General features: G+C 67.4%; 24 protein-coding genes and 1 pseudogene. 10 read left to right on the top strand and 15 right to left on the bottom strand.

From position 1 onward, the window contains the following. Positions 1 to 67: 67 nt before the first annotated feature. Positions 68 to 1,519: a sugar porter family MFS transporter gene (locus tag ACVWYS_RS20035; RefSeq protein ID WP_456507959.1), complete on the top strand. Its 1,452-nt coding sequence runs from the start codon at positions 68 to 70 to the stop codon at positions 1,517 to 1,519. Between the two features lie 78 nt (positions 1,520 to 1,597). Here ACVWYS_RS20035 and ACVWYS_RS20030 read toward each other — a convergent pair whose 3' ends face one another. The 5 genes from ACVWYS_RS20030 to ACVWYS_RS20010 all read right to left on the bottom strand — a co-directional run bounded on the left by ACVWYS_RS20030 (position 1,598) and on the right by ACVWYS_RS20010 (position 7,503). After that, on the bottom strand, positions 1,598 to 2,824 hold the full coding sequence (locus ACVWYS_RS20030) for an MFS transporter (RefSeq protein WP_116766702.1): 1,227 nt from the start codon (positions 2,822 to 2,824) through the stop codon (positions 1,598 to 1,600). A gap of 58 nt (positions 2,825 to 2,882) precedes the next feature. After that, positions 2,883 to 3,365, bottom strand: coding sequence for a MarR family transcriptional regulator (locus ACVWYS_RS20025; protein ID WP_456507958.1), 483 nt, complete (start codon positions 3,363 to 3,365; stop codon positions 2,883 to 2,885). A 214-nt stretch (positions 3,366 to 3,579) separates the two neighbouring features. Further along, positions 3,580 to 4,728 carry a mannitol-1-phosphate 5-dehydrogenase gene (locus ACVWYS_RS20020; RefSeq protein ID WP_456507957.1) on the bottom strand — a complete coding sequence of 383 codons (1,149 nt, stop codon included), beginning with the start codon at positions 4,726 to 4,728 and terminating at the stop codon, positions 3,580 to 3,582. Then, positions 4,728 to 6,716, bottom strand: coding sequence for a PTS mannitol transporter subunit IICBA (locus ACVWYS_RS20015; RefSeq protein WP_456510262.1), 1,989 nt, complete (start codon positions 6,714 to 6,716; stop codon positions 4,728 to 4,730). The genes ACVWYS_RS20020 and ACVWYS_RS20015 overlap by 1 nt, the downstream gene beginning before the upstream one ends. A 58-nt stretch (positions 6,717 to 6,774) precedes the next feature. After that, positions 6,775 to 7,503 carry a TetR/AcrR family transcriptional regulator gene (locus ACVWYS_RS20010; RefSeq protein ID WP_344364732.1) on the bottom strand — a complete coding sequence of 243 codons (729 nt, stop codon included), beginning with the start codon at positions 7,501 to 7,503 and terminating at the stop codon, positions 6,775 to 6,777. 184 nt (positions 7,504 to 7,687) lie between these two features. Between ACVWYS_RS20010 and ptsP the strand changes: the two genes are divergently transcribed. The 3 genes from ptsP (at position 7,688) to ACVWYS_RS19995 (ending at position 10,224) form a co-directional block, all read left to right on the top strand. Beyond that, positions 7,688 to 9,373 (top strand): phosphoenolpyruvate--protein phosphotransferase, encoded by a 1,686-nt coding sequence (gene ptsP / locus ACVWYS_RS20005; protein ID WP_456507955.1) that lies wholly within the window; start codon positions 7,688 to 7,690, stop codon positions 9,371 to 9,373. 81 nt (positions 9,374 to 9,454) lie between these two features. Beyond that, positions 9,455 to 9,874: a helix-turn-helix domain-containing protein gene (locus ACVWYS_RS20000; RefSeq protein ID WP_344364739.1), complete on the top strand. Its 420-nt coding sequence runs from the start codon at positions 9,455 to 9,457 to the stop codon at positions 9,872 to 9,874. A gap of 116 nt (positions 9,875 to 9,990) precedes the next feature. Beyond that, positions 9,991 to 10,224, top strand: coding sequence for a hypothetical protein (locus tag ACVWYS_RS19995; RefSeq protein ID WP_344364742.1), 234 nt, complete (start codon positions 9,991 to 9,993; stop codon positions 10,222 to 10,224). Here ACVWYS_RS19995 and ACVWYS_RS19990 read toward each other — a convergent pair. Next, positions 10,221 to 11,441, bottom strand: a complete 1,221-nt coding sequence (locus ACVWYS_RS19990; RefSeq protein ID WP_456507954.1) for a PucR family transcriptional regulator — start codon at positions 11,439 to 11,441, stop codon at positions 10,221 to 10,223. The genes ACVWYS_RS19995 and ACVWYS_RS19990 overlap by 4 nt on opposite strands. A gap of 246 nt (positions 11,442 to 11,687) precedes the next feature. Here ACVWYS_RS19990 and ald point away from each other — a divergent pair, with 246 nt between their 5' ends. Beyond that, on the top strand, positions 11,688 to 12,806 hold the full coding sequence (gene ald / locus ACVWYS_RS19985) for an alanine dehydrogenase (protein WP_116766711.1): 1,119 nt from the start codon (positions 11,688 to 11,690) through the stop codon (positions 12,804 to 12,806). Positions 12,807 to 12,905: 99 nt separating this feature from the next. On the opposite strand, the gene ACVWYS_RS19980 is transcribed toward ald, so the two are convergent. Further along, the gene (locus ACVWYS_RS19980) at positions 12,906 to 13,961 is read right to left on the bottom strand and encodes a Gfo/Idh/MocA family protein (RefSeq protein ID WP_456507953.1); all 1,056 of its coding nucleotides are present in this window, start codon (positions 13,959 to 13,961) and stop codon (positions 12,906 to 12,908) included. Between the two features lie 25 nt (positions 13,962 to 13,986). Further along, positions 13,987 to 14,619, bottom strand: coding sequence for a TetR/AcrR family transcriptional regulator (locus ACVWYS_RS19975; protein WP_344364748.1), 633 nt, complete (start codon positions 14,617 to 14,619; stop codon positions 13,987 to 13,989). Between the two features lie 125 nt (positions 14,620 to 14,744). Between ACVWYS_RS19975 and ACVWYS_RS19970 the strand changes: the two genes are divergently transcribed. The 3 genes and pseudogenes from ACVWYS_RS19970 to ACVWYS_RS19960 all read left to right on the top strand — a co-directional run bounded on the left by ACVWYS_RS19970 (position 14,745) and on the right by ACVWYS_RS19960 (position 17,195). Then, on the top strand, positions 14,745 to 15,308 hold the full coding sequence (locus ACVWYS_RS19970) for an NAD(P)H-dependent oxidoreductase (protein ID WP_116766713.1): 564 nt from the start codon (positions 14,745 to 14,747) through the stop codon (positions 15,306 to 15,308). A 162-nt stretch (positions 15,309 to 15,470) separates the two neighbouring features. Further along, positions 15,471 to 16,770: pseudogene (locus ACVWYS_RS19965) on the top strand (aminotransferase-like domain-containing protein). Beyond that, positions 16,767 to 17,195 (top strand): universal stress protein, encoded by a 429-nt coding sequence (locus ACVWYS_RS19960; protein WP_456507952.1) that lies wholly within the window; start codon positions 16,767 to 16,769, stop codon positions 17,193 to 17,195. The pseudogene ACVWYS_RS19965 and the gene ACVWYS_RS19960 overlap by 4 nt, the downstream one beginning before the upstream one ends. A 3-nt stretch (positions 17,196 to 17,198) precedes the next feature. Here ACVWYS_RS19960 and ACVWYS_RS19955 read toward each other — a convergent pair whose 3' ends face one another. Beyond that, a complete protein-coding gene (locus ACVWYS_RS19955) occupies positions 17,199 to 18,809 on the bottom strand; it encodes an AMP-binding protein (protein ID WP_456507951.1) in 1,611 nt (536 codons plus the stop codon). A gap of 256 nt (positions 18,810 to 19,065) precedes the next feature. Here ACVWYS_RS19955 and ACVWYS_RS19950 point away from each other — a divergent pair, with 256 nt between their 5' ends. Beyond that, positions 19,066 to 19,404: a hypothetical protein gene (locus tag ACVWYS_RS19950; RefSeq protein ID WP_456507950.1), complete on the top strand. Its 339-nt coding sequence runs from the start codon at positions 19,066 to 19,068 to the stop codon at positions 19,402 to 19,404. Between the two features lie 105 nt (positions 19,405 to 19,509). Here ACVWYS_RS19950 and ACVWYS_RS19945 read toward each other — a convergent pair whose 3' ends face one another. From ACVWYS_RS19945 to ACVWYS_RS19930, 4 genes are all read right to left on the bottom strand, one after another. Beyond that, positions 19,510 to 21,063, bottom strand: coding sequence for a dihydrolipoamide acetyltransferase family protein (locus ACVWYS_RS19945; RefSeq protein ID WP_456507949.1), 1,554 nt, complete (start codon positions 21,061 to 21,063; stop codon positions 19,510 to 19,512). Between the two features lie 9 nt (positions 21,064 to 21,072). Further along, complete coding sequence (locus ACVWYS_RS19940; RefSeq protein WP_456507948.1) at positions 21,073 to 22,053, bottom strand: alpha-ketoacid dehydrogenase subunit beta; 981 nt, start codon at positions 22,051 to 22,053, stop codon at positions 21,073 to 21,075. Then, entirely contained in the window at positions 22,053 to 23,303 is a 1,251-nt protein-coding gene (pdhA, locus tag ACVWYS_RS19935; RefSeq protein ID WP_344364763.1) for a pyruvate dehydrogenase (acetyl-transferring) E1 component subunit alpha, read from the bottom strand. The genes ACVWYS_RS19940 and pdhA overlap by 1 nt, the downstream gene beginning before the upstream one ends. Before the next feature lie 147 nt (positions 23,304 to 23,450). Next, entirely contained in the window at positions 23,451 to 24,569 is a 1,119-nt protein-coding gene (locus tag ACVWYS_RS19930) for a histidinol-phosphate transaminase (RefSeq protein ID WP_456507947.1), read from the bottom strand. A 97-nt stretch (positions 24,570 to 24,666) separates the two neighbouring features. On the opposite strand from ACVWYS_RS19930, the gene ACVWYS_RS19925 reads away from it, so the two are divergent. Beyond that, on the top strand, positions 24,667 to 25,053 hold the full coding sequence (locus ACVWYS_RS19925) for a phage holin family protein (RefSeq protein WP_116766790.1): 387 nt from the start codon (positions 24,667 to 24,669) through the stop codon (positions 25,051 to 25,053). Here the strand turns inward: ACVWYS_RS19925 and ACVWYS_RS19920 are convergent. Continuing rightward, positions 25,004 to 26,467, bottom strand: a complete 1,464-nt coding sequence (locus tag ACVWYS_RS19920; RefSeq protein ID WP_456507946.1) for a hypothetical protein — start codon at positions 26,465 to 26,467, stop codon at positions 25,004 to 25,006. The genes ACVWYS_RS19925 and ACVWYS_RS19920 overlap by 50 nt on opposite strands. Beyond that, positions 26,467 to 26,802 (bottom strand): hypothetical protein, encoded by a 336-nt coding sequence (locus ACVWYS_RS19915; RefSeq protein ID WP_456507945.1) that lies wholly within the window; start codon positions 26,800 to 26,802, stop codon positions 26,467 to 26,469. Before ACVWYS_RS19915 ends, ACVWYS_RS19920 begins: the two co-directional genes overlap by 1 nt. Positions 26,803 to 26,947: the final 145 nt, after the last annotated feature.

Raw genomic sequence — 26,947 nt, 5'->3', positions numbered from 1 at the left:
CCGGGTCCGGTGTAAGACTTGGTAGCTGCGGCGCAGGCCGTGGACCGCGAGTTGCCGAGGGAGCCTTATGACCATCACCCAGGACCAGACCACCGCCAGGATCCCCAAACGGGTCATTTGGCTGGCCGTGGCGGGCGCAGTCGGCGGCTTCCTCTTCGGCTTCGACTCGTCCGTGGTCAACGGCGCCGTCGATGCCATCAAGGAGGAGTTCGCGCTCAGCGAGGCCGTGACCGGCTTCGCCGTCGCCGTAGCCCTGCTTGGCTGCGCGGCCGGCGCCTACCTCGCGGGCAAGGTGGCCGACCGCTACGGCCGGATCCCGGCCATGAAGCTGGGCGCCGCGCTGTTCCTGGCCAGTGCCATCGGCACCGGCTTCTGCTTCGGCGTCTGGGACCTGATCTTCTGGCGCCTGATAGGCGGCCTGGGCATCGGGCTGGCATCGGTGATCGCACCGGCCTACATCTCCGAAATCTCGCCGCGGCACGTCCGCGGCCGCCTGGCCTCGCTCCAGCAGCTCGCCATCACCACCGGCATCTTCGCCGCCCTGCTCTCCGACGCCGTCTTCGCCAACACTGCCGGCGGAGCGGACCAGAACCTGTGGGTCGGCATCGAGGCCTGGCGCTGGATGTTCCTGGCCGGAGCCGTCCCCGCCGTCATCTACGGCTGGATCGCCTTCACCCTGCCGGAGTCCCCGCGCTTCCTGGTCTTCAAGGGCAAGGACGACGAGGCCCTCAAGGTCTTCCAGTCGATTGCCCCCAGCGAGGACACCGACCGCCACCTGCGCGAGATCAAGGAGGCCATCGAGGAGGACAAGCTCGCCGGCAAGAAGGGGTCCCTGCGCGGCAACGTCCTGGGCCTGAAGCCGGTTGTCTGGGTCGGCATCGTCCTGTCCGTGCTGCAGCAGTTCGTCGGCATCAACGTGATCTTCTACTACTCCACCACGCTGTGGAAGGCCGTGGGCTTCCAGGAAAAGGATTCCCTGACCATCTCCGTGGCCACCGCCGTCACGAACATCCTGGTGACGCTGGTCGCGATCGCCCTCGTGGACCGGATCGGCCGCCGCCCCATCCTGCTCGCGGGTTCCATCGGTATGGCCGTCTCGCTGGGCACCATGGCCCTGGCCTTCGGCTCGGCCACCGGCTCCGGTGACGCCATCACGCTGCCCGGCGCGTGGGGTCCCGCGGCCCTGGTGGCCGCCAACGTCTTCGTGATCAGCTTCGGCGCCTCGTGGGGCCCGCTGGTATGGGTGCTGCTGGGCGAAATCTTCCCGTCCCGGATCCGGGCCCGCGCCCTCGGCCTGGCCGCTGCCGCGCAGTGGATCGCCAACTTCGCCATCACGCTGAGCTTCCCCGTCATGGCCGCGGCCTCGCTGCCCCTGACGTACGCCATGTACGCCCTGTTCGCCGCGGCGTCGTTCTTCTTCGTCGCGTTCAAGGTGCCCGAGACCAACGGGATGTCCCTGGAACAGGCCGAGACACTGTTCGTGCCCAAGGGATCCGCCAAGGATTCCGCCAAGGCCTGAGGCCTTCCCTGCGAGCGCAGGGGGTAACAGAAACGCCCATGTTCCGCGGAACATGGGCGTTTCTGTTACCTCGGCTCGCTAGACCACGTGCGGCTCGTGCGCTGCCAGGTAGCGGCGTCCGCCGAAGACCACGGCAATAGCCACCACCATGGCCACTGCACCGGCGTAGAACGGCACTTGCGGGCCGAAGTGCTCGCCCAACTGCGCGGCAGCGAACGGTGCCAGGGCGCCGCCCATCCAGCGCACGAAGTTGTAGCCGGCGGAGGCGACAGGCCGGGGCGAATCGGAAACACCCATGGCCAGCTCGGTGTAGATCGTGTTGTTGACGCCCAGGAGCGCCCCCGAAATGACCACGAGGACCACCACGGCGGGCACCGAGTGCCCGGCGGACAGGCCCAGTCCCACAAGGTCCAGCATCAGCAGGAACAGGGTGCCAGTGAGGACCCGGACAGCTCCGAAGCGGTTCTGCAGCACGGGAGCAACAAACACTGAGAAGACGGCGACGGCGACGCCCCAGCCGAAGAACACCCCGCCGATTCCGTAGGCGTCCATGCCCAGGATGAAGGGCGTGAAGGCGAGGACGGTGAAGAAGCCATAGTTGTAGAAGAGGCCACTGGCCGCCGTCGTCCTGAGCCCCTTGTGTCCCAGGGCCAGCAACGGATCCCGGAGACGGACCTTGCGCTCGGGCAGCGGGGTCTTGGGCAGCAGGGCAATGAGAGCGATGAACGCCGAGGCCATGAGCACGGCGGTGCCGAAGAACGGTGCGCGCCACTGCCAGCCGCCGAGCAATGCGCCCAGGAGCGGGCCGAGGGAAATACCCAGGCCCAGGGCGGCCTCGTACAGGATGATTGCCGTGCCGGCGCCGCCACTTGCGACGCCGACGATCACGGCCAGCGCCGTGGCCACGAACAGGGCGTTGCCCAGTCCCCAGCCGGCGCGGAAGCCGATGAGTTCAGCCACGCTGACCGAGGTGCCGGACAGTGAGGCGAAGACGACGATCACCGCCAGTCCGATCAGCAGCGTCCGCTTCCCGCCGATCCGGGACGAGACGTAGCCGGTGATCAGCATGGCGACGGCGGTCACCAGGAAATAGCTCGTGAAGAGCAGCGACACCTGGCTCGGCGTGGCGTCCAGGTTCTTGGCGATCGCGGGCAGGATGGGGTCCACCAGGCCGATTCCCATGAAGGCGAACACGGCTGCGAGGGCCGTCGCCCAAACCGCCTTGGGTTGTTTGAGTAGTGAGGCTTTCTCGGCCTCGAGGGTAACTTCCGCTGCCGGCAGTATGTCGGCGGACTGGCCGTGCATGGGGGGCACTCCTAAGTGATTGGAATTTGTGGGTGAGTATCCGGATTGCGGATGAGTATCAGGCCTGGAGGGTTGCGTTGATCTTCCCGATGACCGGCAGCGCGGCCGCAAGCGCGGCGCGGTCGTCGTCCGAAAGGGACGAGAGGATGCCGGCCATGACGGTGTTGCGACGCTCATTGGCGGACTCGACGGCGGCGCGGCCTTCTCGGGTGAGTGTGACGCGGACAGCGCGGGAGTCGTTGGGGTCCGGTTCCCGGCGGGCGAGGCCGACGCGCTCGAGCTTGATGATCTGTTCGGTGGCGCTGGGCACTTTGACGCCGAGGTTCCGGGCGATCTCCCCCACGCGCACTCCGGACCCGGAGGCGCCGGCCCCGGCGGACGCGGGGCCGGAGTCCATCAGCATCTTGAGGGTGCTGAGCTGCGCGGCACTCAGTTCGCCGTCGGCGTCCAGGCGGCGGACGAGGTAGATGCTGTGGCGAAGGGCCTCGCGGAAGTCCTGGGCGAGGGCGAGGAGGCCGGGGTCGGCCGGTTCAGCGTTCATAGTTAGGTAGCCTAACAGTTAGGCGCCCTAATGGTCAATGGGGGTGGGTTGCCCTATCACTTATGGCCGCTAAAACCGCCGAATACGAGCCATAAGTGATAGCGCAACGGGCGGGTGACGGTGGGCCCACCTCTGCGGGGGCTTAAACACGCCGACGCCGCAACTCAGGCGAGCTGCGGCGTCGGCGTTTAGTGCTCGGCGTTATCGCAAGAGGCTAGACGACCGCCTTGGCTTCCTCAATGAGGGACGAGACAGGGGCGAAGAGCGGGTGGCCAGGCGCCAGGCCCGTGATCTTCTCCGTGGCCTCGGCGGGCGTGGATGCGGACAGGATTTTCGCCAGCTCCACGGCCTCGGCGTCCGCCGGATCGTTGAAGCGCAGGGCCGAGGCGATCGCCCCGAGCAGTGCCTCCGGGACAATCCCGCGTTCGGCCAGCTCGGCGGCGGGGCCGATGAAGCGTTCGTGCCGGCCGAGTTTGCGCAGCGGGGCGCGGCCCACCCGGGTGACAGTGTCCGGCAAGTGCGGGTTGGAGAAGCGGCCCAGAATTTTCTCCACATAGGCCTCCTGCTCCTCGCGGTTGAAGCCGTGCTTGGCCACCAGGAGTTCCTTGGTTTCGTCCAGGACGGCGCGGACGTCTGCCGCGACGTCCTGATCGGCCATGGCCTCGGAAATCTTGCCCAGGCCCGCTTCGAAACCGAAGTAGGCCGCCGCCGCGTGGCCGGTGTTCACCGTGAACAGCTTCCGCTCGATGTAGGGTTCGAGGTCGTCAACGAAGGTCGCTCCCGGAATGACCGGCTCTTTCCCGGCGAACGGGGTACGGTCGATCACCCACTCGTAGAACGTCTCCACCGTGACGTCAAGGCCCTGGCCGGCCTCCTGGTTGGGCACGATCCGGTCCACCGCCGTGTTGGCGAACACCGCGGCAGCGTCCAGGGATCCGGCGGCCGGATCCCACTGGGCCGCGACTTCGGATTTCAGGATGTCGGTCGCGTTGATGGCGTTCTCGCACGCCATCACCTGCAGGGGCCCCAGCCCGGCCGCGCGGGCCGCGATCCCCTTGGCGATCACGGGCGCCACGAACTTCAGGATGTGCGGCCCCACGGCGGTGGTGACGATGTCCGCCGTCGCGATTTCCGCGACGACGTCGGCTTCCTGGGTGCCGGAGTTCAGCGCGCGGAAGTTGTCGACGGTCCGGACGGCGGGGTTGTCTCCCACCTCGTGGACCTGGTAGCTGTCCGCGGCAGCCAGCTGGGTGATGAGGGCGTCCGCGACGTCGGCGAACACCACCTCATACCCGGCATCGTGCAGCAGCAGGCCAACGAATCCGCGCCCGATGTTTCCCGCTCCGAAATGAACAGCCTTCACTAGGAGTTGACCTTTCCGAAGAGGGCGAGGACTTCGTCAACCGTGGTGGCCGCTTCGAGCTGCGCGACCTGTGCCTTGTTGGTGAAGACCTTGGCGATCGAGGACAGGATCTGCAGGTGTTCGTTGTTGATGCCGGCGACGCCGACGACGAACTTCACTTCCTTGCCGTTCCAGTCGATGCCGTTTGGATAGCGGATCACCGACACCGCGGACTTCATGATGTGGTCCTTCGCGGCGTTGGTGCCGTGCGGGATCGCGAGGTAGCTGCCCATGTAGGTGGAGACGGATTCCTCGCGTTCGTGCATGGCGTCCAGGTAGCCGGAGTCGACGGCGCCGCGGTCCAGCAGGAGCTGCCCGGCCTCATCGATCGCGGCGTCCCGCGTGGTTGCGGTGCCGTTGAGGATGACGCTTTCGGCCACGAGAATGCCCGCCGGGCCAGCCTCTTCGGCGGGAGCCTCAGCGGTGGCTTCCGGTGTGCCGCCGACGGCAGGAGATGCGGTAGCCGGAGCCCCGGCGTCGGGAGCCTCTCCCCCGTCCGTGTTGCTGGCCCTCACCAGCTCCACGATCTCGTCGTACCGCGGGCTGTTCATGAAGTTGTCCACGGACACGTGCACTGCGCTGGCCGTGGCGGGTTTGGCCCGCTCGGTCAGGTCCTGGTGGGTGATGACGACGTCGTAGGTGTCGCTGAGGTTGGCGATTGCGGAGTTGGTGACCTTGACGTCCGCGAAGCCGGCAGCCTTGATCTTGTTGCGCAGCACCGAGGCGCCCATCGCGCTGGAGCCCATGCCGGCGTCGCAGGCGAAGACAATGTTCTTCACCGGGCCCGCGAGGACCGCGACGCCGCCGGCATTCATGCCGGCACCGGTGAGGGCGGAGGCAACCGAGCTCTTCTTGCCCTTCAGGGCCTCCATCCGGTGGGTGGCCTCGTCGAGGTCGTCCTCCGCGGGTGCCTTGCTGGCTTTCAGGACCACCGAGGCGATGAGGAAGGACACCGTGGTGGCGAACAGCACCGAGAGTGTCACGCCGACGTAGCTGTCGCGTGCGGTGGCGGCGTAGACGGCGATGATGCTGCCCGGGGCGGCCGGGGACCGGAGTCCGGCGCCGGTGACCACCAGGGTGAAGATGCCTGTCATGCCGCCGCCGATTGCGGCGAAGATCGTCATCGGCTTCATCAGCACGTACGGGAAATAGATCTCGTGGATGCCGCCGATGAACTGAATCACGGCTGCGCCCGGCGCGGACGCCTTGGCCAGGCCCTTGCCGAAGAATGAGTAGGCGAGGAGGATGCCGAAGCCCGGACCGGGGTTTGCTTCAAGCAGGAACAGGATGGATTTGCCCTGTTCGAGCGCCTGCTGCGTGCCCAGCGGCGTGAGGATGCCGTGGTTGACGGCGTTGTTCAGGAACAGGACCTTTGCGGGCTCGATGAAGATGCTGGTGAAGGGCAGCAGCCCGTTGACGACGAGGAATTCGACCACGGCGCTGGCGCCGTTGCTGAACGCTTTCACCACCGGGCCGACCACGAGCATGCCGACGGCCGCCATGATGGCGGCAAGGATGCCGGCCGAGAAGTTGTCGATCAGCATCTCGAAGCCGGGCTTGACGCGGCCTTCCCAGATCTTGTCGACCTTCATCATGAGCCAGGCCGTGAGCGGCCCTAGGATCATGGCGCCAATGAACATGGGGATGTCGGTACCGACGATCACACCCATCGTGGCCACGGCACCCACCACGCCGCCACGCACGCCGTAGACCATCCGGCCGCCCGTGTAGCCGATCAGGAGCGGGAGCAGGTACGTGATGATCGGACCGACAAGCTTGGCGAGGTCCGCATTGGGAAAGAAGCCCGCTGGGATGAAGAGCGCCGTGATGAAGCCCCAGGCGATAAAAGCACCGATGTTGGGCATGATCATTCCGGACAGGAACGTCCCGAATTTCTGGACGTGTACCCGCACGCTGGTCTTTGGTTTCGCAACTGTCTCTGTTGCCATGTGAATTCCTAACCGTCGTTCCCGCTGCTTTGCAGGATGGTCCGATAATTTCGCCGAGCTAGCTGGTGGAGCTGGTGGAGATCCGGTGGAGCCATTCGAGGAAGAGCTTGAGTTCCGAACTGGAGAGCTGGTCCGAGTGGGACGCCTGGAGTGCTGCGTTCAATGCGATTGCCGCCACAACCACGGAGGATTTTCCGCTGTCATCAGAATCGTTGGTCCGGGCCTGTTCCGTGGAAACCGCAAAGATCATGGCGTCGCGGGTCATGGTGGACAGCTCGAGGTTGCGTTCGGGCGCCTTTTCCGCGATCAACATGAGGGTCACACCCACGTTGGCCGCCAGGATGGACCGGGCAGCCTCCCGGGGCGGGACGTTGAGCTGGCCGGAGACAGCCGCCTTGTTGAGCATCTCCTCCATGAGGGCCTCGGCATCGGCGACGATCGCCGGCCTGCTCTCAGGGCGGATGTTGCCAAACATGACGAGGTACAGTTCCGGCTGTTTCAGCCCGAACTGTACGTGGTTGTCCCACATCCTCCGGATGTCCTCCAGCGGCTGGCCAGAGGGCGCGAAGTCGCGTTCGCCCGCGACATATTCGTCAAAACCCGCTGCGACGACGGCGTCGAACAGCCCTTCCTTGTCGCCAAAGTGGTGGTAAAGGGTCGGCGCCGTAACACCGGCCAATTGCGTGATCTGACGGGTCGAGACTGCGGACCCGCCGGAGTTGGCCAGCAGCTCGGCGGCCGCACGCAGCAGCCGGGCTTTGGGTGGTAGCTGGCCATCGATACTCATAACCGCTACCCTAGCACCTATAGCAACGCTATATGAACTACATCACATACAATTTTTGCAGGTGCCGTGATCCGCCCGCAGACGTAGCCGTCACGCGCAGCACAAATGATCAGCAGGATCAGCGGCGGCACCTGGTTAACCGGCTTAGTGGCCATTGGCCTACGACAGAGAATGAGGACCTTCAGTGCAGAACTTCCCAGGAGTAGGCGTTAGCCCCGGCCGCATCATCGGCACCGTCCGGCAGATGCCCAAACCGATCAGCGAACCGCCCGCCGGAGAGCAACTGCCCGCCGGCGTCACGGCGGAAGAGGCGACGGCGGCGCTGAAGGCCGCGGCAAAGGCGGTCCACGACGAGCTCAAAGCCCGCGCCGAGACCGTCACGGGCGACGGCAAGGCCGTCCTTGAGGCCACGGCACTCATGGCCACCGACACCATGCTGCTCAAATCCGCCACGAAGCTGATCGGCCGCGGCACCTCCGCGCAGCGGGCGATCTGGGAAGCCGGCGCCTCGGTCTCGGAAATGCTGCACAACCTGGGCGGCTACATGGCCGAGCGCGCCACCGACGTCCTGGATGTCCGGGCCCGCATCGTTGCGGAACTGCGCGGAGTGCCCGCGCCGGGCATTCCCGTATCCGCCACGCCTTTCATCCTGATCGCCGAGGACCTGGCCCCGGCCGACACCGCCACCCTGGATCCGGAGAAAATCCTGGCCCTGGTCACCGCGGGCGGCGGTCCGCAGTCCCACACCGCCATCATTGCCCGCTCGCTGGGCCTGCCCGCCGTCGTGGCCGCCACCGGAGTCGATGAGCTCGCCGACGGCACCGAGGTATACGTGGACGGCGCCGCCGGGCTCATCACCGCGGAGCCCGGCGAGAGCCAGCGCGCCGCCGCGGCCCACTGGGCCGCCACCGCGTCACTGCTGGCCGCCTTCGACGGGACGGGCACGACGGCGGACGGTCACCTGGTCCCGCTTCTGGCCAACGTCGGCGGCGCCAAAGACGCTGTAGCCGCGGCCGGGCTCAACGCCCAGGGCGTGGGCCTGTTCCGAACCGAGTTCTGCTTCCTCGAACGGGACACCGAACCGACCGTGGAGGAGCAGGCCGCCGCCTACAAGGGCGTCTTCGATGCCTTCCCGGGCAAGAAAGTGGTGCTCCGCACGCTCGACGCCGGCGCGGACAAACCGCTGCCGTTCCTGACCGACGCCACTGAGCCCAACCCCGCTCTGGGCGTCCGCGGCTACCGGACCGACTTCACCACGCCGGGGGTCCTGGAGCGCCAACTGCAGGCCATCGCCCTGGCCGAGCAAGCCTCCGAAGCCGACGTCTGGGTGATGGCCCCGATGATTTCCACCGCGGAGGAGGCCGCCCGCTTCGCCTCGCTGTGTGCCGCGGCGGGGATCAAGACCCCCGGTGTCATGGTGGAGGTCCCGTCCGCCGCGCTCACCGCCGAGGCCATTCTCCGCGAGGTCGGCTTCGCGAGCCTGGGCACCAACGACCTCACCCAGTACGCCATGGCCGCGGACCGCCAGCTCGGCCCGCTGGCTGCCCTCAACACGCCCTGGCAGCCGGCCGTGCTGCGGCTCGTGGGCCTGACGGTGGAGGGCTCAAGGGCCGAGGGCCACAACAAGCCCGTGGGCGTGTGCGGCGAGGCCGCCGCAGACCCGGCCCTCGCCGTCGTCCTCACGGGCTTGGGCGTCACCACGCTGTCCATGACGGCGCGCTCCATCGCGGCCGTCGCTGCCGTACTGAAGACCGTCACCCTGGCCGAAGCCCAGGAGCTGGCCAAGCTGGCCCTGTCCGCGCCGAGCGCAACGGAGGCCCGGGCCTGGGTCCGGGCCAAGCTGCCGGTCCTGGAGGATCTCGGGCTGTAACGGACGAAGCGCCAACGGCTGGACCGCCGGCGTCCCCGCCGGCGGATCCGGCCGCCAGAATGCAGCCGTTAGGATGCACTCATGGCACTGATAGCTCCCAGGGTGACGGCCGGCCTTCCGGCCGAGGACGCAGAGAAACTCAAGTACGCCCTCGACGGCAGCCACGACATCACGGTGTTCGTGGACGGCACCGTCCACCGCCTCCCGCCCGAGGCGAGGGACGCCGTCGTCGATATGCTGGGCCGCTTCAGCCGCGGCGAGGCCGTCACGGTCAGCAGCGTCGAGGAGATGCTGACGACGTCGCGGGCCGCGGAGCTGGCGGGGATCTCGCACACCTATCTGCGGAACATGACCGACCGCGGCGAGATTCCGGTGGAGTACCGCGGAACGCACCGGCGGATCCGGCTGGCCGACATCATGGCCTGGCTCGAAACGCAGAAGAAGAATAGTGCGGGCGCGGGCACGCTGCCCGGCCAGGATGACGACCCAGATGCTTCATAAACAGGCGATTCATGAAGCAGTGATAAGGATCAAGCAACGATCACAGTCCGACGCCGAAACACAGAAAGGCCGCGGGTTACTCTTGAATTGTGGGTAAATTCAGAGGATGGCACATCGTGGCAGGCATCGCCGCCATGCTGCTCGCCGGCTTCGTCGGAACCGCGATGGGCCTGAACAACACCGCCACCTATATGGCCAGCGGCGTCGCGTTCGTTGCCGTGTCCCTCTGGGTGGATAGCCGGATATCCCGACGTCGGAGCGCCGCCCGCCAGTCCGGGACGGACGCCGCTGTTGCCGGCCCGGACGCCGGACTGGTCCTCGACGCCGACGCGTCGAACCGCGAGGGCTAAATCCGGGGCCGGCCGGCCCAGCGCCGGGCCTTGAGCGCGGCGTGAAGCTCCAGCCGCACCATTCCCTTCAGCGGGTCCACGCCCAGCAGTTGCCGGATCCGGCCCAGCCGGTTGTAGATGCTGCTCCGGTGGAGGTGCAGCTTGGTCGCGACCTCCTGGACCGAGCCGTCGTTGTCATAGAACAGCTCCAGGACGGGAAGCAGCTCGTGGTTCCGGTCATGGTCTTCGAGGATGCGGAAATACACGGATCCCGCGTCCGCCCAGGCGCCCGCGCCGCCGCCGGCTGATGCCAAAAGCTGGTAGACGCCGGTGGCCCGGCAGTCGACGAGCTCTCCCAGCTGGGGATCCACCGCCGCCGCCTGGGCCGCCTGCCGGGATTCCCGGTAGGCCTCGGCGAGTTCGCGCGGCTTGGCGAATCCCTCGCTGGTGCCGAGGATGATCCGCCGGACCGTCCGCCCCGAGCGTTTGGCGAGTTCCAGCTGGTAGTGGACCAGGACCTGGGCGTGGTCAGCCCGTCCGGTGGATTCCTTGAAGAGCACCACGGCATGGGTTTCGGTGCCGGCACTGAACAAGGCGGCGTCGACGCCGATGGTGGCCTGCAGTGCCGCGGAGCGGTGGATGAGCGTGTCCGCGATGGGATCCGACCCCCCGGCCCAGCCGTCTGCGTCCAGGACAGTCACCAGCTGCCACGGCCCCTTGCCCTGGACCTCTTTCCAGCCCGCCACAGCCGCGGCCGCGTTGGCTTCACCGGCGCAGGCGGCCAGGAACTCCTGCTCGCGGCGGCGGCGGAACTCGGACTCTGCAGTGTTGGAATCCAGCAGCAGGGAGGACAGCTGTTCCAGCTCCCGCGCCACGTCCGGCAGCTGGGCGAGAACGGTTGCGGCGCTGGGTTCCTCGGGATCAAGCTGGACCCACAGGTACCCCACCCGGAAGCCGCGCACCAGCAGCGGCACGCACACCCGGCCCAGCATGCCGAGATCCGCGTTGGCCGGCACGACCACCGGCCGGACCGCCGTCGCGATCCCGTGGGAAAGCTGCCACGCACTGACTTCCACCGGGACGCGCTTGCTCAGCAGGAAGTTCACCCGCACGCGGTCCGCATGCGACTGGTTGGAACTGTAAGCGAGGAGCAAACCGTCCAGGTCCTCGAGCGAGAGACCGCGGCCCAGCCGCTGCGCCACCTGCTCCACGAGCTGCTCCACGTCCTGCTGCTGCATGCTGCCACACTACTGCGCCGGACGGCCGCACTGCGAATGCGGACACGAACGGACACGAGCCGACACCTGACGCCCGCTATCTCGACAAATGTCTACCACAGGATTCGGAAAACCCCGGAAAGGCGGGGCCGGGGCCTTGGACCGGCCAGACACTCCTGTCGCCTGCCTCACAGCCGGATCTATTCTGGAATTACGAAATCCCCCGCTCATCCAGGCCCGCGAGGCCGCCACTACTGGAGCAAAAAAATGATCATCGGTGTCCCCAAAGAGATCAAGAACAACGAATTCCGCGTCGCCATCACGGCAGCGGGCGTTCACGAATTCCGCACCCACGGCCACGTTGTCCTCGTAGAGCGCGGCGCCGGCCTGGGCTCCGGCATCACTGACGAGGAATACGCGATTGCCGGCGCCGAGATCGTCGCCGAAGCCGACGACGTCTGGGCCCGCGCCGACATGGTCATGAAGGTCAAGGAACCGGTCAAGGCTGAATACCACCGCTTCCGCAAGGGCCTGATCCTCTTCACCTACCTGCACCTGGCTGCCGAGCCGGAACTGACCCAGGAACTGATCAACTCCGGCGTCACCGCGATCGCCTACGAGACCGTCCAGGAAGGCCGGTCCCTGCCGCTGCTGGCCCCGATGTCCGAAGTTGCCGGACGCCTGTCCGTGCAGGTCGGCGCGACCTCCCTGATGGCCCCGGCCGGCGGCAAGGGCGTGTTGCTCGGCGGCGTCCCCGGTGTCCGCCCGGCCAAGGTGGTTGTCCTGGGCGCCGGTGTTGCCGGCACGAACGCTGCCGCCATGGCCCTGGGCCTCGGCGCCGACGTCACCATCCTGGACATCAACATCAACCGCCTGCGCGAGCTCGACGCCCAGTACCAGGGCCGCCTGAAGACGGTCGCGTCCAACTCCTACGAAATCGAGAAGTCCGTCGTGGACGCCGACCTCGTGATCGGCTCCGTCCTGATCCCGGGCGCCAAGGCCCCCAAGCTGGTCACCAACGAACTCGTGTCCCGGATGAAGCCCGGCTCCGTGCTGGTGGACATCGCCGTGGACCAGGGCGGCTGCTTCGAGGACACCCACCCCACCACGCACCAGGAACCGACGTACAAGGTCCACAACACGATCTTCTACTGCGTGGCCAACATGCCCGGCGCCGTCCCGAACACCTCCACCTACGCGCTGACCAACGTCACCCTGCGCTACGCCGTGGCCCTGGCCAACCTGGGCGTCAAGGCTGCCTTCGAGCGTGACGCTGCCCTGGCCGCCGGCCTGAACATCGCCGCGGGCAAGGTTGCCCACCACTCCGTCTCCGAGGCGCACAACCTGCCCCTCGTCGCCGACTGGCACCAGCTGGTCTCCGCGTAAGCATCACCGCATCGGCTGCTCCGTAACCGCCCTTTTGGACCCCCAAAACGGCAGTTGCGGAGCAGTCGATTGCTCTTTAAGCCCGGTCAGTGAAGCCCGTCAGGCCAAAGCCCGAGCCTGCTCGATGAGCCGCAGCACCTCGACGGGCCCGGCGGGGTCGACGGGGACGGGCAGCGCCGAGGCCGCCCCGCCGTCGGCGATCTTCGCCGCCAGGATCCGGTAGAACTCGGGGTAAGCGCCGCGTTCGGTGGGCAGCCGGTCCAGGTGCCCGTCGCGTCCCAGCAGCCCGGCCCAGTCCGGGTCCTCGACGCCGTAGTCGGCGTCCAGCGGGCTGCCGCCGGCCACAATGTAGGGCTCCTGCGGGTCCACACCGTGCTTGGAAAAACCTCCAGTGCTGCCCAGCACGCGGTAGCGCGGACCCTGCTGGGCACAGAGCATGTTCATCCACAGATGGCTGATTACTCCTGACCCGTGGCGCAGGGCCACGAAGACGTCGTCGTCGGCCTTCTCGCCCGGCCGCCGGACCTCCAGTTCCGCATGCGTCACCGTCGCCGGGCCGAAGAGCTGCACCGCCTGGTCCAGCAGGTGGGTGCCGAGGTCGAAGAGAACCCCGCCGCCGTCGTCCGAGGTCGCGGCCGCCTTCCACGCTTTGGAGACGTCGGGCGACCACCGCTCAAAGCGGGACTCAAACCGGGTCACTGTGCCGAGGAGTCCCGTGTCTATGAGTCCTTTGACCGTCAGGAAGTCGCCGTCCCAGCGCCGGTTCTGGAACACGGTGAGCACCCGGCCCCGCCGCGCGGCGAGGTCGATGAGTTCCTGTCCTTCCGCACTGCGCACCGCGAACGGCTTGTCGACGACGACGTCGAGGCCTGCTTCCAGCGCCGCCTTTGCGAGCGGGTAATGGGTGGCCGGCGGCGTGCCGAGCACCAGCAAGTCCAGCTCGCCGGCGAGCTCCAGGATGCCGGCCGGGGTGTCGACGATCCTGGCCGCCGGGTAGCTGGCGGCGGCGGCAGACTTCCGGCCGGCGTCGGACGTCGAGATGACATCCAGCGAGAAGGCGTGGTTCGCGGCAAGAAACGGGGCATGGAAGACGCTGCCCGAGAGACCGAACCCGGCGACGCCGGTGCGGATGGGCCGGGCTGAATCGTTGCTCATGGTGCCTAGGCTACCGCTCCGGCCGCTACCCGCCACCCACTACGCGCGTGACGAGTTCCCGCCACGTTTCCGCGAGCCGCTCGGGCGCGATCCCGTGCACGCCGACAGCGTGCAGCAGCAGTTCCGGCTCCAGCGCAGCGCCCAGGGCCGACGCCATGAGCCACGGGTCCGCCGTCACGCCGGCTTCGCGCAGCAGCATCTCGAGGTGGCGGTGCCAGAGGACGGCCGGCGGGACATCGAACCTGTTGTAGACCGAGGCGTCGGCGGCCCGGGCCAGCTCCCCGAATTCCAGGATCCAGGATATGCGCGCGGCCCCGACGGCGATCAGGCGCTCCAGTGGCGGCGCACCGGGGCCCACCGGAGGCGGGCCGAACATGAACCGGCCCTGGAACTCGGCCTCGGCACCGCTCAGGAGCGCCATCATCAGCCCGGCACGGCTGCCGAACCGCCGGAAGACTGTTCCCTTGCCAACGCCGGCACGCTGGGCCAGCCGGTCCATGGTGAGCGCGTCGGCGCCGGATTCCTCAACGATTTCCCGGGCCGCGCAGAGCAGGAGCTCCCTGTTGCGCGCCGCGTCACGGCGCTCGGACTCTGCGGCGGGCCCGGGGGCGCGCCCTCCCCCGGGCTGGGCACCGGGACGGATCGGGATGAGGCTCACACCGCTGATTCTAGCGCCTGGGAATACAACCGGACCGCGGTCCGTTTAATCTGGGTGAAGGCCTCAAAGCCTCACGACCAGCCAGCCGCAGGAACCGTCCCGCGGCGTGACGCATAGGAGTACACATGTCCAAGAAGACCGTCCTCACCCTCGTCGGCAGCCTGCGCGCCGGCTCCACCAACCAGCAGCTGGCCGAGGCCATCCAGCTCAACGCGCCGGACCAGGTGAACGTCGTCATTCACGAGAGCCTCGGCAACATCCCGTTCTACAACGAGGACATCGACGTCGAAGGCCAGGTGCCCGCAGCGGCGGCCGCCCTGCGCGCAGCAGCCAACGACGCCGACACCCTCCTGCTGGTCACGCCGGAACACAACGGCACGGTCCCGGCCTCCCTGAAGAACGCCATTGATTGGCTGTCCCGCCCGTTCGGCGCCGGCGCCCTCGCCGGCAAGCCCACCGCCGTCGTCGGCACCGCCTTCGGCCAGTTCGGCGGCGTCTGGGCCCAGGACGAGGCCCGCAAGGCCGTCGGCATCGCCGGCGCCCAGGTCCTCGAAAACGTCAAGATGGCAGTCCCCGGCTCGATGGTCCGCTTTGCCGAAGTTCACCCGAAGGACGACGCCGAAGTTGTCGAGCAGATCAAGGGCGTCTTCGACGCGCTGGCCGAAGCCCGCACCCCGGAAGCGGCGTAGCCCACACCGAGCTCTTGCTCCCTTGAGGCCCCCGGCAGCCGCGGCTGCCGGGGGCCTTGGACTTTACGGTCAGCCGGCAGATGCCGTCGCATGGCACCCGGCATAGGCCGGATTGAAAACAATCGTTTCCCCATAGACAACAAGGGTAGTATCCTTGGGACTGTGACCCACGAAACACTTGATGCCGCCGCAGCAGTACTTCCGGCCGAGGCCATTGACGCAATCGAACGTGCGGCTACGTCCGCCCACCGCCACGAGATCCTGTTCTCGGAGCGCGCAGCAAATATCAAACAGTCGGCCGTGCGGGATGTTTTCGACATCTCGATGCGCCCGGGCCTCGTTTCCCTGGCCGGGGGAAGCCCGTACCTGCAGTCCCTGCCGCTGGAGCGCCTTGGCCAGACGGCCGCGAAGATCATCGCCGAGCAGGGCATGACCGCCCTGCAGTACGGCGGCGGCCAGGGCACCGAGGAACTCCGCACCCAGATCTGCGAGGTCATGGCAGCCGAAGGGATCCTCGATGCCGATCCTGCGAACATCGTCATTACCGCGGGTTCCCAGTCCGCGCAGGATGTAGCCACCAAGGTCTTCTGCAACCCGGGCGACGTTGTCCTTGTGGAGGACCCCACGTATGTGGGCGCCCTCAACACCTTCGAGGCCTACCAGGTGGAGGTCGAAACCGTGCCGATGGACGGGGACGGCATCGTACCTGACCTGCTGGAGGCGAAGATCGCCGCCCTCCAGACCGCGGGGAAAAACGTCAAGTTCCTCTACACCATTCCCAGCTTCAACAACCCTTCCGGCATCACGCTTTCCCCGGAACGCCGGCAATCAGTGGTCGATATATGCCGCCGCGCGAATATCTTGGTGCTGGAAGACAATCCCTACGGTCTGCTCCGCTTCGACGGCAAGCCGCTGATCCCGTTGCGGGCAGCCAATCCTGACGACGTCATCTACATGGGGTCTTTCTCGAAGATCTTTGCCCCCGGCCTGCGGATCGGGTGGGCCCTCGTGCCTGCCCACCTGCAGCGCCGCTATTACCTGGCTTCGGAGGCCGTCACTCTTTGCCCGCCCGACGTTCAACCAGATGCTGGTCTCGGCCTATCTGCGCGATTACGACTGGCGCGGCCAGATCGAGACCTACCGGGGGCTGTACCAGGAACGCTGCGAGGCAATGCTTGCCGCCCTGGCAGAATTCATGCCGGACGGGCTGAGCTGGACGCGCCCCGACGGCGGCTTTTTCGTGTGGGTCACGCTGCCCGACGGCGTGGATACCTACCCGTTGCTGAGGAAGGCGATCGACGCCGGCGTCGTGTTCATCCCGGGAGCGGCATTTACGCATTCGGACGACCCGTCCAACAAGATCCGGCTGGCGTTCAGCGCTGTGCCGCCCGAGTCCATCCGTGAGGGCGTGCGGCGCCTCGCGCCGGTCCTGCGCGAAGCTGTAGAGGGGCTGAAGCCATGACCGGAATTATCGTTGTCGGCGTCGACGACAGTGAGACTGCACTGCGAGCGGCCCAGACCGCGCGTGACCTCGCGGCGTCGATGGGGGCGACCCTTCACGTGGTCAGCGCCTTCGACAGCGACAGGACCGAGGTCATCAGCAGCGGCGGCGACACGTGGATCATTTCCGACGCCGGCAACGCGGAGAAGGTCGCCCGCACGGTCGCGGACGGCCTGCGCCGCCCCGGCACCAACGTCTCCTACGCCGCCGCCCGGGGCAAACCCGCGGAGGCCCTCATCAACGAAGCCGAACGGACCGGCGCCCGGATGATTGTGGTCGGCAACCGGCGCATGAGCGGAATCGGCCGGGTGCTGGGGAGCGTTGCGAACAGCGTGGCCCACAACGCCCCCTGCGACGTCTACATCGCCAAGACCGACGTCGGCTAGGCCCTACTGCTTTGCTGCCCCCGCAGCCGGAGCCGTGGTCTTGAGCATCCGGCGCAGGATTTTTCCTGACGACGACTTCGGCACGGCCTCGATGAACTCCACGCGCCGCACCTTCTTGAACGGCGCCACCTTGGCCGCCACGAACGCCATGACGGCGTCTTCATCCAGGGCGGCGCCGTCCGGTCCGGGCTGGCGCACCACAAACGCCATGGGAACTTCCTGGCCGTCGGCGTCGAGGGCTCCGATCACCGCGGAGTCGGCAATCCCGGGGTGGGTCAGGAGCAGCGCCTCCAGCTCCGCCGGAGCGATCTGGTAGCCCTTGTACTTGATGAGTTCCTTGAGCCGGTCCACAATCGTCACGACGCCGTCCGCCCGCACCGTCGCGATGTCCCCGGTGTGCAGGAAGCCGTCCGCGTCCAGGGTGTCCGCGGTTTCCTCCGGCCGGTTGAGGTAACCGAGCATGACATTCGGTCCGCGGCACAGCAGGTGCCCCGGCGCGCTAGTTCCTTCCGCGGGAACCGGAATCTCCTCCCCCGTGGCCGGATCCACGAGGCGGCACTGCATGTTGGGCACCGTGTACCCGACCGAACTGACGGGAACATCAACACCATCGCGCGGAATGAGGTGCGACACCGGGCTCATCTCGGTCATGCCGTAGCCCTGCAGCACGCGGCATCCCAGGCGCTGCGCGAGTCGGGTACCGAGCTCCCCGTCCAGGGGCGCCGCGCCGGAGAGGGTGGTGTGGACCGAACTGAGGTCGTACTCGGCAACCAGCGGGTGCTTGGACAGCGCCACGGCCACCGGCGGGGCGATGAACAGGTAGGTGCACCAGTGGTCCTGGATGATCCGCAGGAACTCGGGCAGATCGAACCGGGGCATGGTCACGAGCCGGGCCCGCTGGCGCAGGGCGATGTTCAGCAGCACCGTGAGTCCGTAGATATGGAAGAACGGGAGCAGCGCCAGGACGCGGTCCTCTGGGCCGACGTCGAGCATTCCCCGGGACTGTTCCACATTGGCGACCAGATTCCGGTGGCTGAGCATGACGCCCTTGGGCCGGCCCGTGGTGCCGGAGGAGTACGGCAGCACGGCCACATGGGTGGCCGGATCAAACGAAACTTGGGGCGCAGGCGCCCCGGCGCCGAGGAGGTCAGCAAGGGAGGGGTGGCCGTCGGCGCCGTCGATCACCACGAGCCGCTCGGCAGGGATCCCGGTCCTTTCGGCGGCCTCCCGGGCAGCCGGCAACAGCGCCGAGACGGTGAAAAGCCAGCCCGCACCGGCGTCGGTGAGCTGGTTGGCGATGTCCTCCGCCGTGTACAGCGAGTTGATCGTGGTGACCGTGGCGCCCGCCCGCAGCAGGCCGTGGAAAACAGTGGCAAACGCGGGGATGTTCGGACACAGGATGGCTGCCACGCCGTGGACGCCGAGTCCTTGCGCGGCAACGGCGCCGGCGAGGGCATCGATCTGGCCGCGGAGCGTACGGTAGGTGGTTTCCGCACCGCTGGCGCCGTCGACGACGGCGACCCGGTCCAGGTCTTCTTCGGCCAGGTCGCCGAAGAGGTAGTCGTAGATACCGAGGTTGGGAACATCGACGTCGGGGTACGGGCTTGAAAACACGCAACATCTCCTTTGATCCGCGTCCGCCGGGCTGGCGGCGGCTGGTGTCACTCTAGTGCCGCGGTGCACCCGGCGGACAGGACGGCACGGACTTGACCGGGACCGGACTTGGCCGTGATTGGAGTTGATGAGGATCACCCCCTCCCGTGGGCAGCCTCACCGCCCTGCGCCCCGTCCGGAAGAGCCCGGCTCGGTAAAATGGGAAGTGCCCTGCGATGGTGCGGACATCCGAGAATCCACCTACCAAGGGGACCCCATGATCACTCTTCAGCGCCGCCAGCTGGTTGGCCACGACATCCTGCTGGCCCGCCACGGCAACCACATCAGCACCATGCGGGTGGACCGCGGCGCAGGCCGCGTTGTCGCCTTTCTGGACGACGGATCAACGGACAGCGCCCCCAACCTGATTGCCCCGGGACTGCGCATGCCGGACACCGTGCGGAGCGTGCTCCGCGAGGACTGGAAGTTCCTCGCCGGCGCCAGCGCGTGCAGCCTGGGACTCGCCGGACTGATGTTTGCCGCCGCGTCCGCCCTCGCCGGCATCAGCGGCGATCCTGCCCTGGCTCAGGTCCTGACGGCATACTCGGGAAACTGAGGCATCCGGGCGCAGAGGCCTGACACTGACGGAACCCCGCCGCTGAAGCATTCAGCGGCGGGGTTCCGTGTTCTGTTGGCCCTGGTCCGGCGGCCGTTCCGGGGGCTAGTCCAGGAGGAGTGCCGGTTCTTCCAGTATGGCGGCGACGTCGGCCATGAAACGGGCCGAAAGGTCCCCGTCCACCACGCGGTGGTCGAAGGAGCCGCCGAGGGTGGTGATCCACCGCGGAATGACTTCCCCGTCCAGGACCCAGGGCTTCTGCTTGATGGTGCCGAATGCCACGATCGCAACCTCGCCCGGGTTGATGATCGGCGTGCCGGTATCGATCCCGAGGGCGCCGATGTTGGTCACGGTGAGCGTGCCGCCCTGCATCTGGGCGGGCTGGGTCTTGCCCGCCCGTGCCGTGGTGGCGAGCTCGTTCAGGGCCAGGGCCAGCTGCTTGAGCGAAAGATCCTGGGCGTTCTTGATGTTCGGCACCATCAGTCCTCGGGGGGTGGCCGCCGCGATGCCGAGGTTCATGAAGTGCTTGACGTGGATCTCCGCGGAGTCGCTGCCGTCGGGGTTGTCCACCCAGGTGGCGTTGACGCTCGGGTTCCGCGCCGCGGCCCAAATGACCGCCTTGGCGAGGATCAGCAGCGGGGAGACCTTGATGCCTTCGAAATCACGGGAGGCCTTCAGCCGCTTCACGAATTCCATGGTGCGGCTGGCGTCGACGTCGACAAAGATGCTGACATGAGGCGCCGCAAAGGCTGATTCAACCATGGCCTTTGCGGTGGCCTTGCGGACGCCCTTGACCGGGATCCGCTCGATCCGCTGGTCCTGCGGACGGCCGGACTTGCCCCAGAACGAGTCCGCCTTGTCCACCTCGGCGTCACGTTGGGCCTGGTAGCTCACCAGGTCCTCACGGGTCACTTCACCGCGGGCGCCGGTGGGCACGACGTCGGCCAGGTTGATCCCGAGATCCCGGGCGATCTTGCGGACGGGCGGCTTGGCCAGCACCTTGCCGACCAGGCCGCTGATGGCACCGCTGAACGTGGGACGCGGGTCGATGGCGCCGGCGGGGCCAGCGGCTTCGTCAGCCGTTCGGCCGACGGTGTCCGGGTTGATCCAGATGTCGTGGGTCTCTACGCCCACCCGCTCCGCCACCGTGGCGGAAGTACCGGTGGCTGCCGAGGCCGCCGGTGTTTCGCGGCCTGTGGCCGGAGCAGCCGCCGGGGCCGAAATCCGCCGCCGGCGCTTGACGGCGTCGGCCTTGGGACCGGAACCGACCAGCGGGCCGCCGGCCGGGCGTCCGGACGTCTCGCCGTCGTCGGAGGTGTCGGCCGTCAGCTTTCCGTACATCGGCGCGGCAACGGCGGGTGCCTGGGCAACAGGTGTCTGGTCAGCAGGCGACGGTGCAGCAGCTGGCGGGGCCGCCGCGTCGTCACTCACGCTGATGATCGGCGTGCCGACCTCCACCGTGACACCCTCGGGAACCAGCAGTTCGGTGACGGTCCCCGCGAACGGTGAGGGCAGTTCCACGAGGGACTTGGCCGTCTCGATCTCGCACAGGACGTCGTTGATGGCCACGGTGTCGCCGGCTTTGACCTTCCAGTCGACGATTTCGGCCTCGGTCAGCCCTTCGCCGACGTCCGGGAGGTTGAACTTGTTAAGCGTCATGGGTCCTCCTTAGTACGCGAGGGCGCGGTCCAGCGCCTCAAGGATGCGGTCGATGTCCGGCAGGTAGTCTTCTTCGACCTTGGCGACGGGATAAGGCATGTGGAAACCGCCGACCCGGATCACGGGGGCTTCAAGCGAGTGGAAGGCACGCTCGCTGATCCGGGCCGCGATTTCGCCGCCGATGCCGCCGAAGGTGGGGGCCTCGTGGGCCACGATCAGCCGGCCGGTTTTCTGGACCGAGGCCGTGACGGTGTCAAAGTCGATCGGAGAGATGGAACGGAGGTCGATCACTTCGACGCTGTGGCCGTCCTCAGCCGCGGCTTCGGCCGCCGCGAGGGCCACGGGCACCAGCGGGCCGTAGACGACGACCGTGGCGTCGCTCCCCTCCCGCAGCACGTGCGCCTTGAAGGGGTCTGCGGACGCGCCGGGGTTCTCGGTGTCCACCTCACCCTTGAGCCAATACCGGCGTTTCGGCTCGAAAACGATCACGGGATCCTGGCATTCGACGGCCTGCTGGATCATCCAGTAGGCATCGTGCGGATTGGACGGCGTGATGATGCGCAGGCCGGCCGTGTGGGCGAACAGCGCCTCCGGCGATTCGGAGTGGTGCTCGATCGAGCCGATGCCGCCGCCGTACGGGATCCGGACCACGACCGGAACGGTCAGGTTGCCGTTGCTGCGCGAGTGCATCTTGGCCAGCTGGGTGGTGATCTGGTTGAAGCCCGGGAACACGAAACCGTCGAACTGAATCTCGCACACGGGCTGGTAACCGCGCAGGGACAGGCCGATCGCGGTGCCGATAATGCCGGATTCGGCCAGCGGCGTATCGACCACACGGTCGCCGCCGAATTCGCCGATCAGTCCGTCGGTGACCCGGTAGACGCCGCCGAGGGCCCCGATGTCCTCGCCCATCAGCAGCGAGCGGGGGTTGTTGGTCAGCGTCGCCCGCAGGCCTTCATTGATGGCCTTCGCAATGGTCATGGTGGTCATCAGCGGGCCGCCTTGTCTGTCTGGTCAGCGTTTGCAGGTTCCTCGTCGGCGAACCCTGCGCTGTACTCCTCGAACCAGGCCAGCTCTTCGGCCACCAGCGGGTGGGCCTCCACATACGTATTGGCGAAGGCAGTCCGGATGTCCGGTGTTTCCAGGTCGTGGGTGGTCTTGCGGACGTAGGCGGCGAGTTCGTCGCCGTCGGCCCTGACCTGTTCGAAGAAGGCATCGTCCGCGAGGCCCTCGGCCCGGAGGTACTTCTCCAGCCGCTCCAGCGGATCCTTGGCCCGCCAGAGGCCTTCTTCGGCGGATCCGCGGTACTTGGTGGGGTCATCGGCGGTGGTGTGCGCCCCCACCCTGTAGGTGAACGCCTCGATCAGCACGGGTCCGTTGCCTTCGCGGGCCTGCTCCAGCGCCCACTCCGTGACGGCGTGGACGGCAATGACGTCATTGCCGTCCACCCGGATGCCCGGGAAGCCGTAGCCCTTGGCGCGGTTGGCCAGCGGGACGCGGGTCTGCACGGAGCTCGGCACGGAGATCGCCCAGTGGTTGTTCTGGCAGAAGAAGACCACGGGGGCCTGGTAGGACGAGGCGAACACCATGGATTCATGAACGTCGCCCTCTGAACTGGCGCCGTCGCCGAAGTACACCATGACGGCGGCCTTGGGCTCCGCGGGCTGTCCCGCTTCCCCGACGGCGTTGGCGGCCGCCAGCCTCTGGTCCCGCTGGATGCCCATGGCATAGCCGACGGCGTGCGGCGTCTGGGCGGCCAGGACCAGCGTGTAGAGGTGGAAGTTCGTGTCCTTGGGATTCCAGCCGCCGTTGGAGACGCCGCGGAACTGTCGCAGCAGCTCGGCCAGGTCCACATTGCGTGTCAGGGCCACACCGTGTTCGCGGTAGGTCGGGAAGATGTAGTCCTGCGGCTGGCTGGCCCGGCCGGAGCCGATCTGGGCTGCTTCCTGCCCGGTGAGCGGGACCCACAGGGCCAGCTGGCCCTGCCGCTGCAGAGCGGTGGCTTCCACATCGAAGCGCCGGATCTTCGACATGTCGGCGTAGAAGCCGCGCAGGGTCTCGGGATCGAGCTTCTCGGCGTACTTTGAGAAAACCGGGTCCGAGCCCAGGGTGCCGTCCGGGCCTAGCAGCTGCACCATCGGCTCGGCCGGCGCGCCCAGTTGGGCCTCGGCTTCCGCCTCGAGCTGGTCATCGATATCGGTTCCGTCGAACTCGGTAGAGGGCAGATGTGTGGCGCCCATACCGTCTCCTTGCTTGCCGCATCCGAATGCGCCGCAATCGCTGGGATATATGCCGAACTGGGAATACATTCCGAATTTGGCATATATTTTGGCTTACTCGTCCTTACTTTATCCGCACGGGGCGGCCACAACGCGTCATGTTAAGCACTAGGAACGCCGTGGTGGTTTTGTATAGATTGCACAGAGCTCAAGGAACCGGGTGTTGGCTTCCGTTTCTCCGATGCTGACCCGCACCCCCTCGTCGCCGAAGGCCCGCACGGAAAGCGCACGTTCCGCTGCCAGGGCGGCGAATTCCGCGCTGTTTGCGCCCAGGTTGAGCCACACAAAGTTGCCCTGCGCCTCCGGAACGAACCACCCGAGATCGCGCAGTCCGGCGGTGACCCGATCCCGCTCATCAACCAGGCTTTGTACCCTTTCTACAACGTCGGCGAAGTGCTCGAGCGACGTGACGGCGGCGATTTCCGCAATCTGGGACACCGCGAAGGGTGTGGCGGCAACCCGCAGGTGCTGCGTCAGTTCGGGACGGGAGACGCTGTAGCCCACGCGGAGCCCGGCGAGTCCGTGAGCCTTCGAGAACGTCCGCAGGACGACGACGTTGGGGTATTTGCGGTACATGGCAATGCCGTCCACGGCGTCGGCGGCGCGCACGAATTCCTGGTAGGCCTCGTCGATGACCACCACGACGTCCGAGGGCACGGCCTTGATGAAGCGCTCCGTTTCCTCAGTGGTCAGGATGGGTCCGGTCGGGTTGTTGGGCGTGCACAGCAGGATCATCCGGGTCCGCGCGGTGACCGCGGCCGCCATGGCGTCGAGGTCGTGCCGCCCGTCCGCGGTCAGGGGGATCCGTACGCTCTCGGCGCCGGCCAGTCCGACGCAGATCGGGTATGCCTCGAACGAGCGCCAGGCATAGATGACTTCGTCGGCCTTGCCGTCGTCGTTTTGGCCGGCGAAGGTGGTCAGCAACTGGTTCAGGGCGCCCAGGCTGCCGGCGCCCGTGACGATGTCCTCGGCGGGAACGTCCAGGAAGCCGGCGAGCGATGCGCGCAGCTTGCTGCTGAGCGGATCGGGATAGCGGTTGAAGTCGGTCTGCGCCGCGATGGCCTGCTGCACTGCAGGGATCGGGGGCAGCGGGTTTTCGTTGGAGGAAAGCTTGTAGCTGACCAGGCCCTCTACGGGGACGGGCGGTTTTCCGGCCGCGTAGCGGGGAAGGAGGTCTACCACCGGACGGGGCCTGATGCCCCCGGCCGTGTTCTCTGATGAAGTCATGCTCACTAGCCTACTTCGGGTCTCTGCCGCAATAGGGGGATCAATAGGGGGATATGGTCCCTGCCGCCGCCCGGGGGCGTATGACAGCATGGGGGCCATGAGCTCATTCATCGCACGAGTCATCATCAACGGGCTGGCCCTGGCAATCGCGTGCTGGATCCTCACCGGACTGGATATTTCCACCGCGAATAACAACATTTTCAGCATCGTCCTGGGCTACCTGTTCATCGGCCTGATCTTCGGCCTGGTCAATGCCTTCGTCAAGCCAATCGTCAGCCTCTTGTCGCTTCCGATCACCATCCTCACCCTGGGCCTGTTTACGGTGGTCATCAACGCGGGAATGCTCTACCTGACCTCCTGGATCAGCAGCTACACCACCGTGCACTTCACCATTGACAGCTTCTGGTGGACTGCGGTGTTCGCCGCCCTCATCATCAGCGGCGTGTCCCTCGTGGCGAGCTTCCTGCCGGCCCTCGATCGCTAGCCGCGCCCGGCCCGGTCCGCTGCTCCGGAGCTGGCCCCGGAGCCATGGGCACTCCCCGCGATGTCGGGCGTGCTTCACGCCGGAGCGAGAAGCGGGTCACCGTCGCCGCCCCGCCGGTTCCCACGACAGCGGCCAGCGCCGCCGTCGAATCCCGCAGCGTGTTGTCCCGGCTCGCCGAGATGAGTTCGGCTCCGTCGGCGTAGTTTTCCAGCCGGTGCCCGGGACCTAAGCCGAAGTCCTTCAGCGGCGGCATCTCCAGCGGGTTGGTGAGCGTCACGGTCACCCGGTCCCTGGTATCCGGGTTGGCCAGGCCGTCCGCCCCCGGCACCCAGTCCTGCGCGTGTTCGAGGTGGAGGCTGCGGATCCCCGGCTCCGGGGTGATACCACCCACCGGCGAGCCCGCCGTGAGCACGAACTTGAGATCGTAGTCGGCCAGGACGGCGCGGTCCCTGCTGAGATTCATCGCATGAATCCCGCCCTGGCTGTAGCCGACCGCGACGAGCTGGTCGCCGGCCGCGGCTCCGGCCTGCCGGAGCGCCTCCCGGATGGCCGCACCCGTGGAGGCCGAGTCGTAGCCCAGGGCCTCGGCCACTCCGGCGGGGTCAAAGGGATTGGCCCCTTCCGGCGGGCCGTCCAGCTGGGTTCCGGGGATGATGACCACCCACGCCGGCCGGGCGCCGCCGTCGACCTCGATGACTTCGATCTGCCCGCCCTGCTGGCCCACCGTTCCGGCTCTCCGCAGCAATCCGGCCGGGGAGAGGTCGACGGCCGCGGAATACGTCTCCCGCCCCACGATGCTGACGGGCCGGGGCTTGAGGAACTCGAGCCCGGGCGCCTCCGAGACATCCCGGACCAGGCTGCGGACGTCGGCGGGTCCGCTGAGGGCTCCGAGAACGGCGGCCAGAGGTGCGGGCAGGCCCAGCAGCGCGGCGAGATTCCGCGGCGCCGTGGCGACCCAGTCCTCTACGACGCCGCGCACGCCGGGGAGGGCGAAAGGCTCCGGGGCCGCACCGTACTCGGCGCCGTGGAATCCCAGCCGCAGGAACAGGGCATTCCGTGCCTCCGCAAACTCGTACTCCCGGTGGCTGGCACGGACGTCGTCGCCGATCCGCTGCAGCTGCGACCGGACACGGCCGACATCCCGACCAGCTTCTCCCACCGCGATGATGGCGTTGCTGCCGCTGGTGTAGGAGTCGGACTGATAGGGGAAGAGTGCGTGCTTCACGGTGTCAGCCTCCAGTTCAACCGACTGCAGTTGCCGGACCAGCGCGTCCAGTGCCGCTGCGCCGGCAAGGAGCTCCTCGAACTGGAAGCTGAGCCCTCCGATTCCGCCGCGGATGCGCAGGCTGCCGTCCGACGGCGGCGCGGAAACCCGGGGTGTCCCGCCAGAGTCTGCCGGTGTTGCTTCGGCCATCAGGAACCTAGCCGGCCCGAGGACAGCGTCACGTTCTGGGCGTGCCGGCGCACCACGGCCACAGCGTCCAGCAAGGCGTCCCGGCTGCGGCGCAGGGCTGCAGCCTGCAGGGACAGGGTCAGCCGGTAGGCTCGCCCGGCCGGCGACTGCCAGGTCTGCAGTTCAAGGCGGCCCAGTGCGGCCAGCACGGCGTCGGCCTCATCGGCGCACCGCGCCACGCGCGCCGCGAGCTGCTGGACTTCGTAACTGCGCGATGCGCACTCAACGGCGTCGGCGGCCGTCACGCCGAAAATAGCCGCACTGCCCGCCGAACCGGGGCGCATCATGCTGGTCATGGAAGTGACGCTAGCGGGCGGCCGGCACCCGCTGAAGAGCGGCGTCGGGCTATGTGGACAGTCCGGCTATGTGGACATCGGCGCGGACCGCCGCGCGATGCGAACCGGCATTGTCACACGGTGATGTCATAAGGACGGGGGCGCT

The organism is Arthrobacter sp. TE12231 (genome assembly GCF_054062895.1).
Note: the sequence above shows the minus strand (reverse complement) of the source record. Positions and strands in the feature narration are given on the sequence as shown.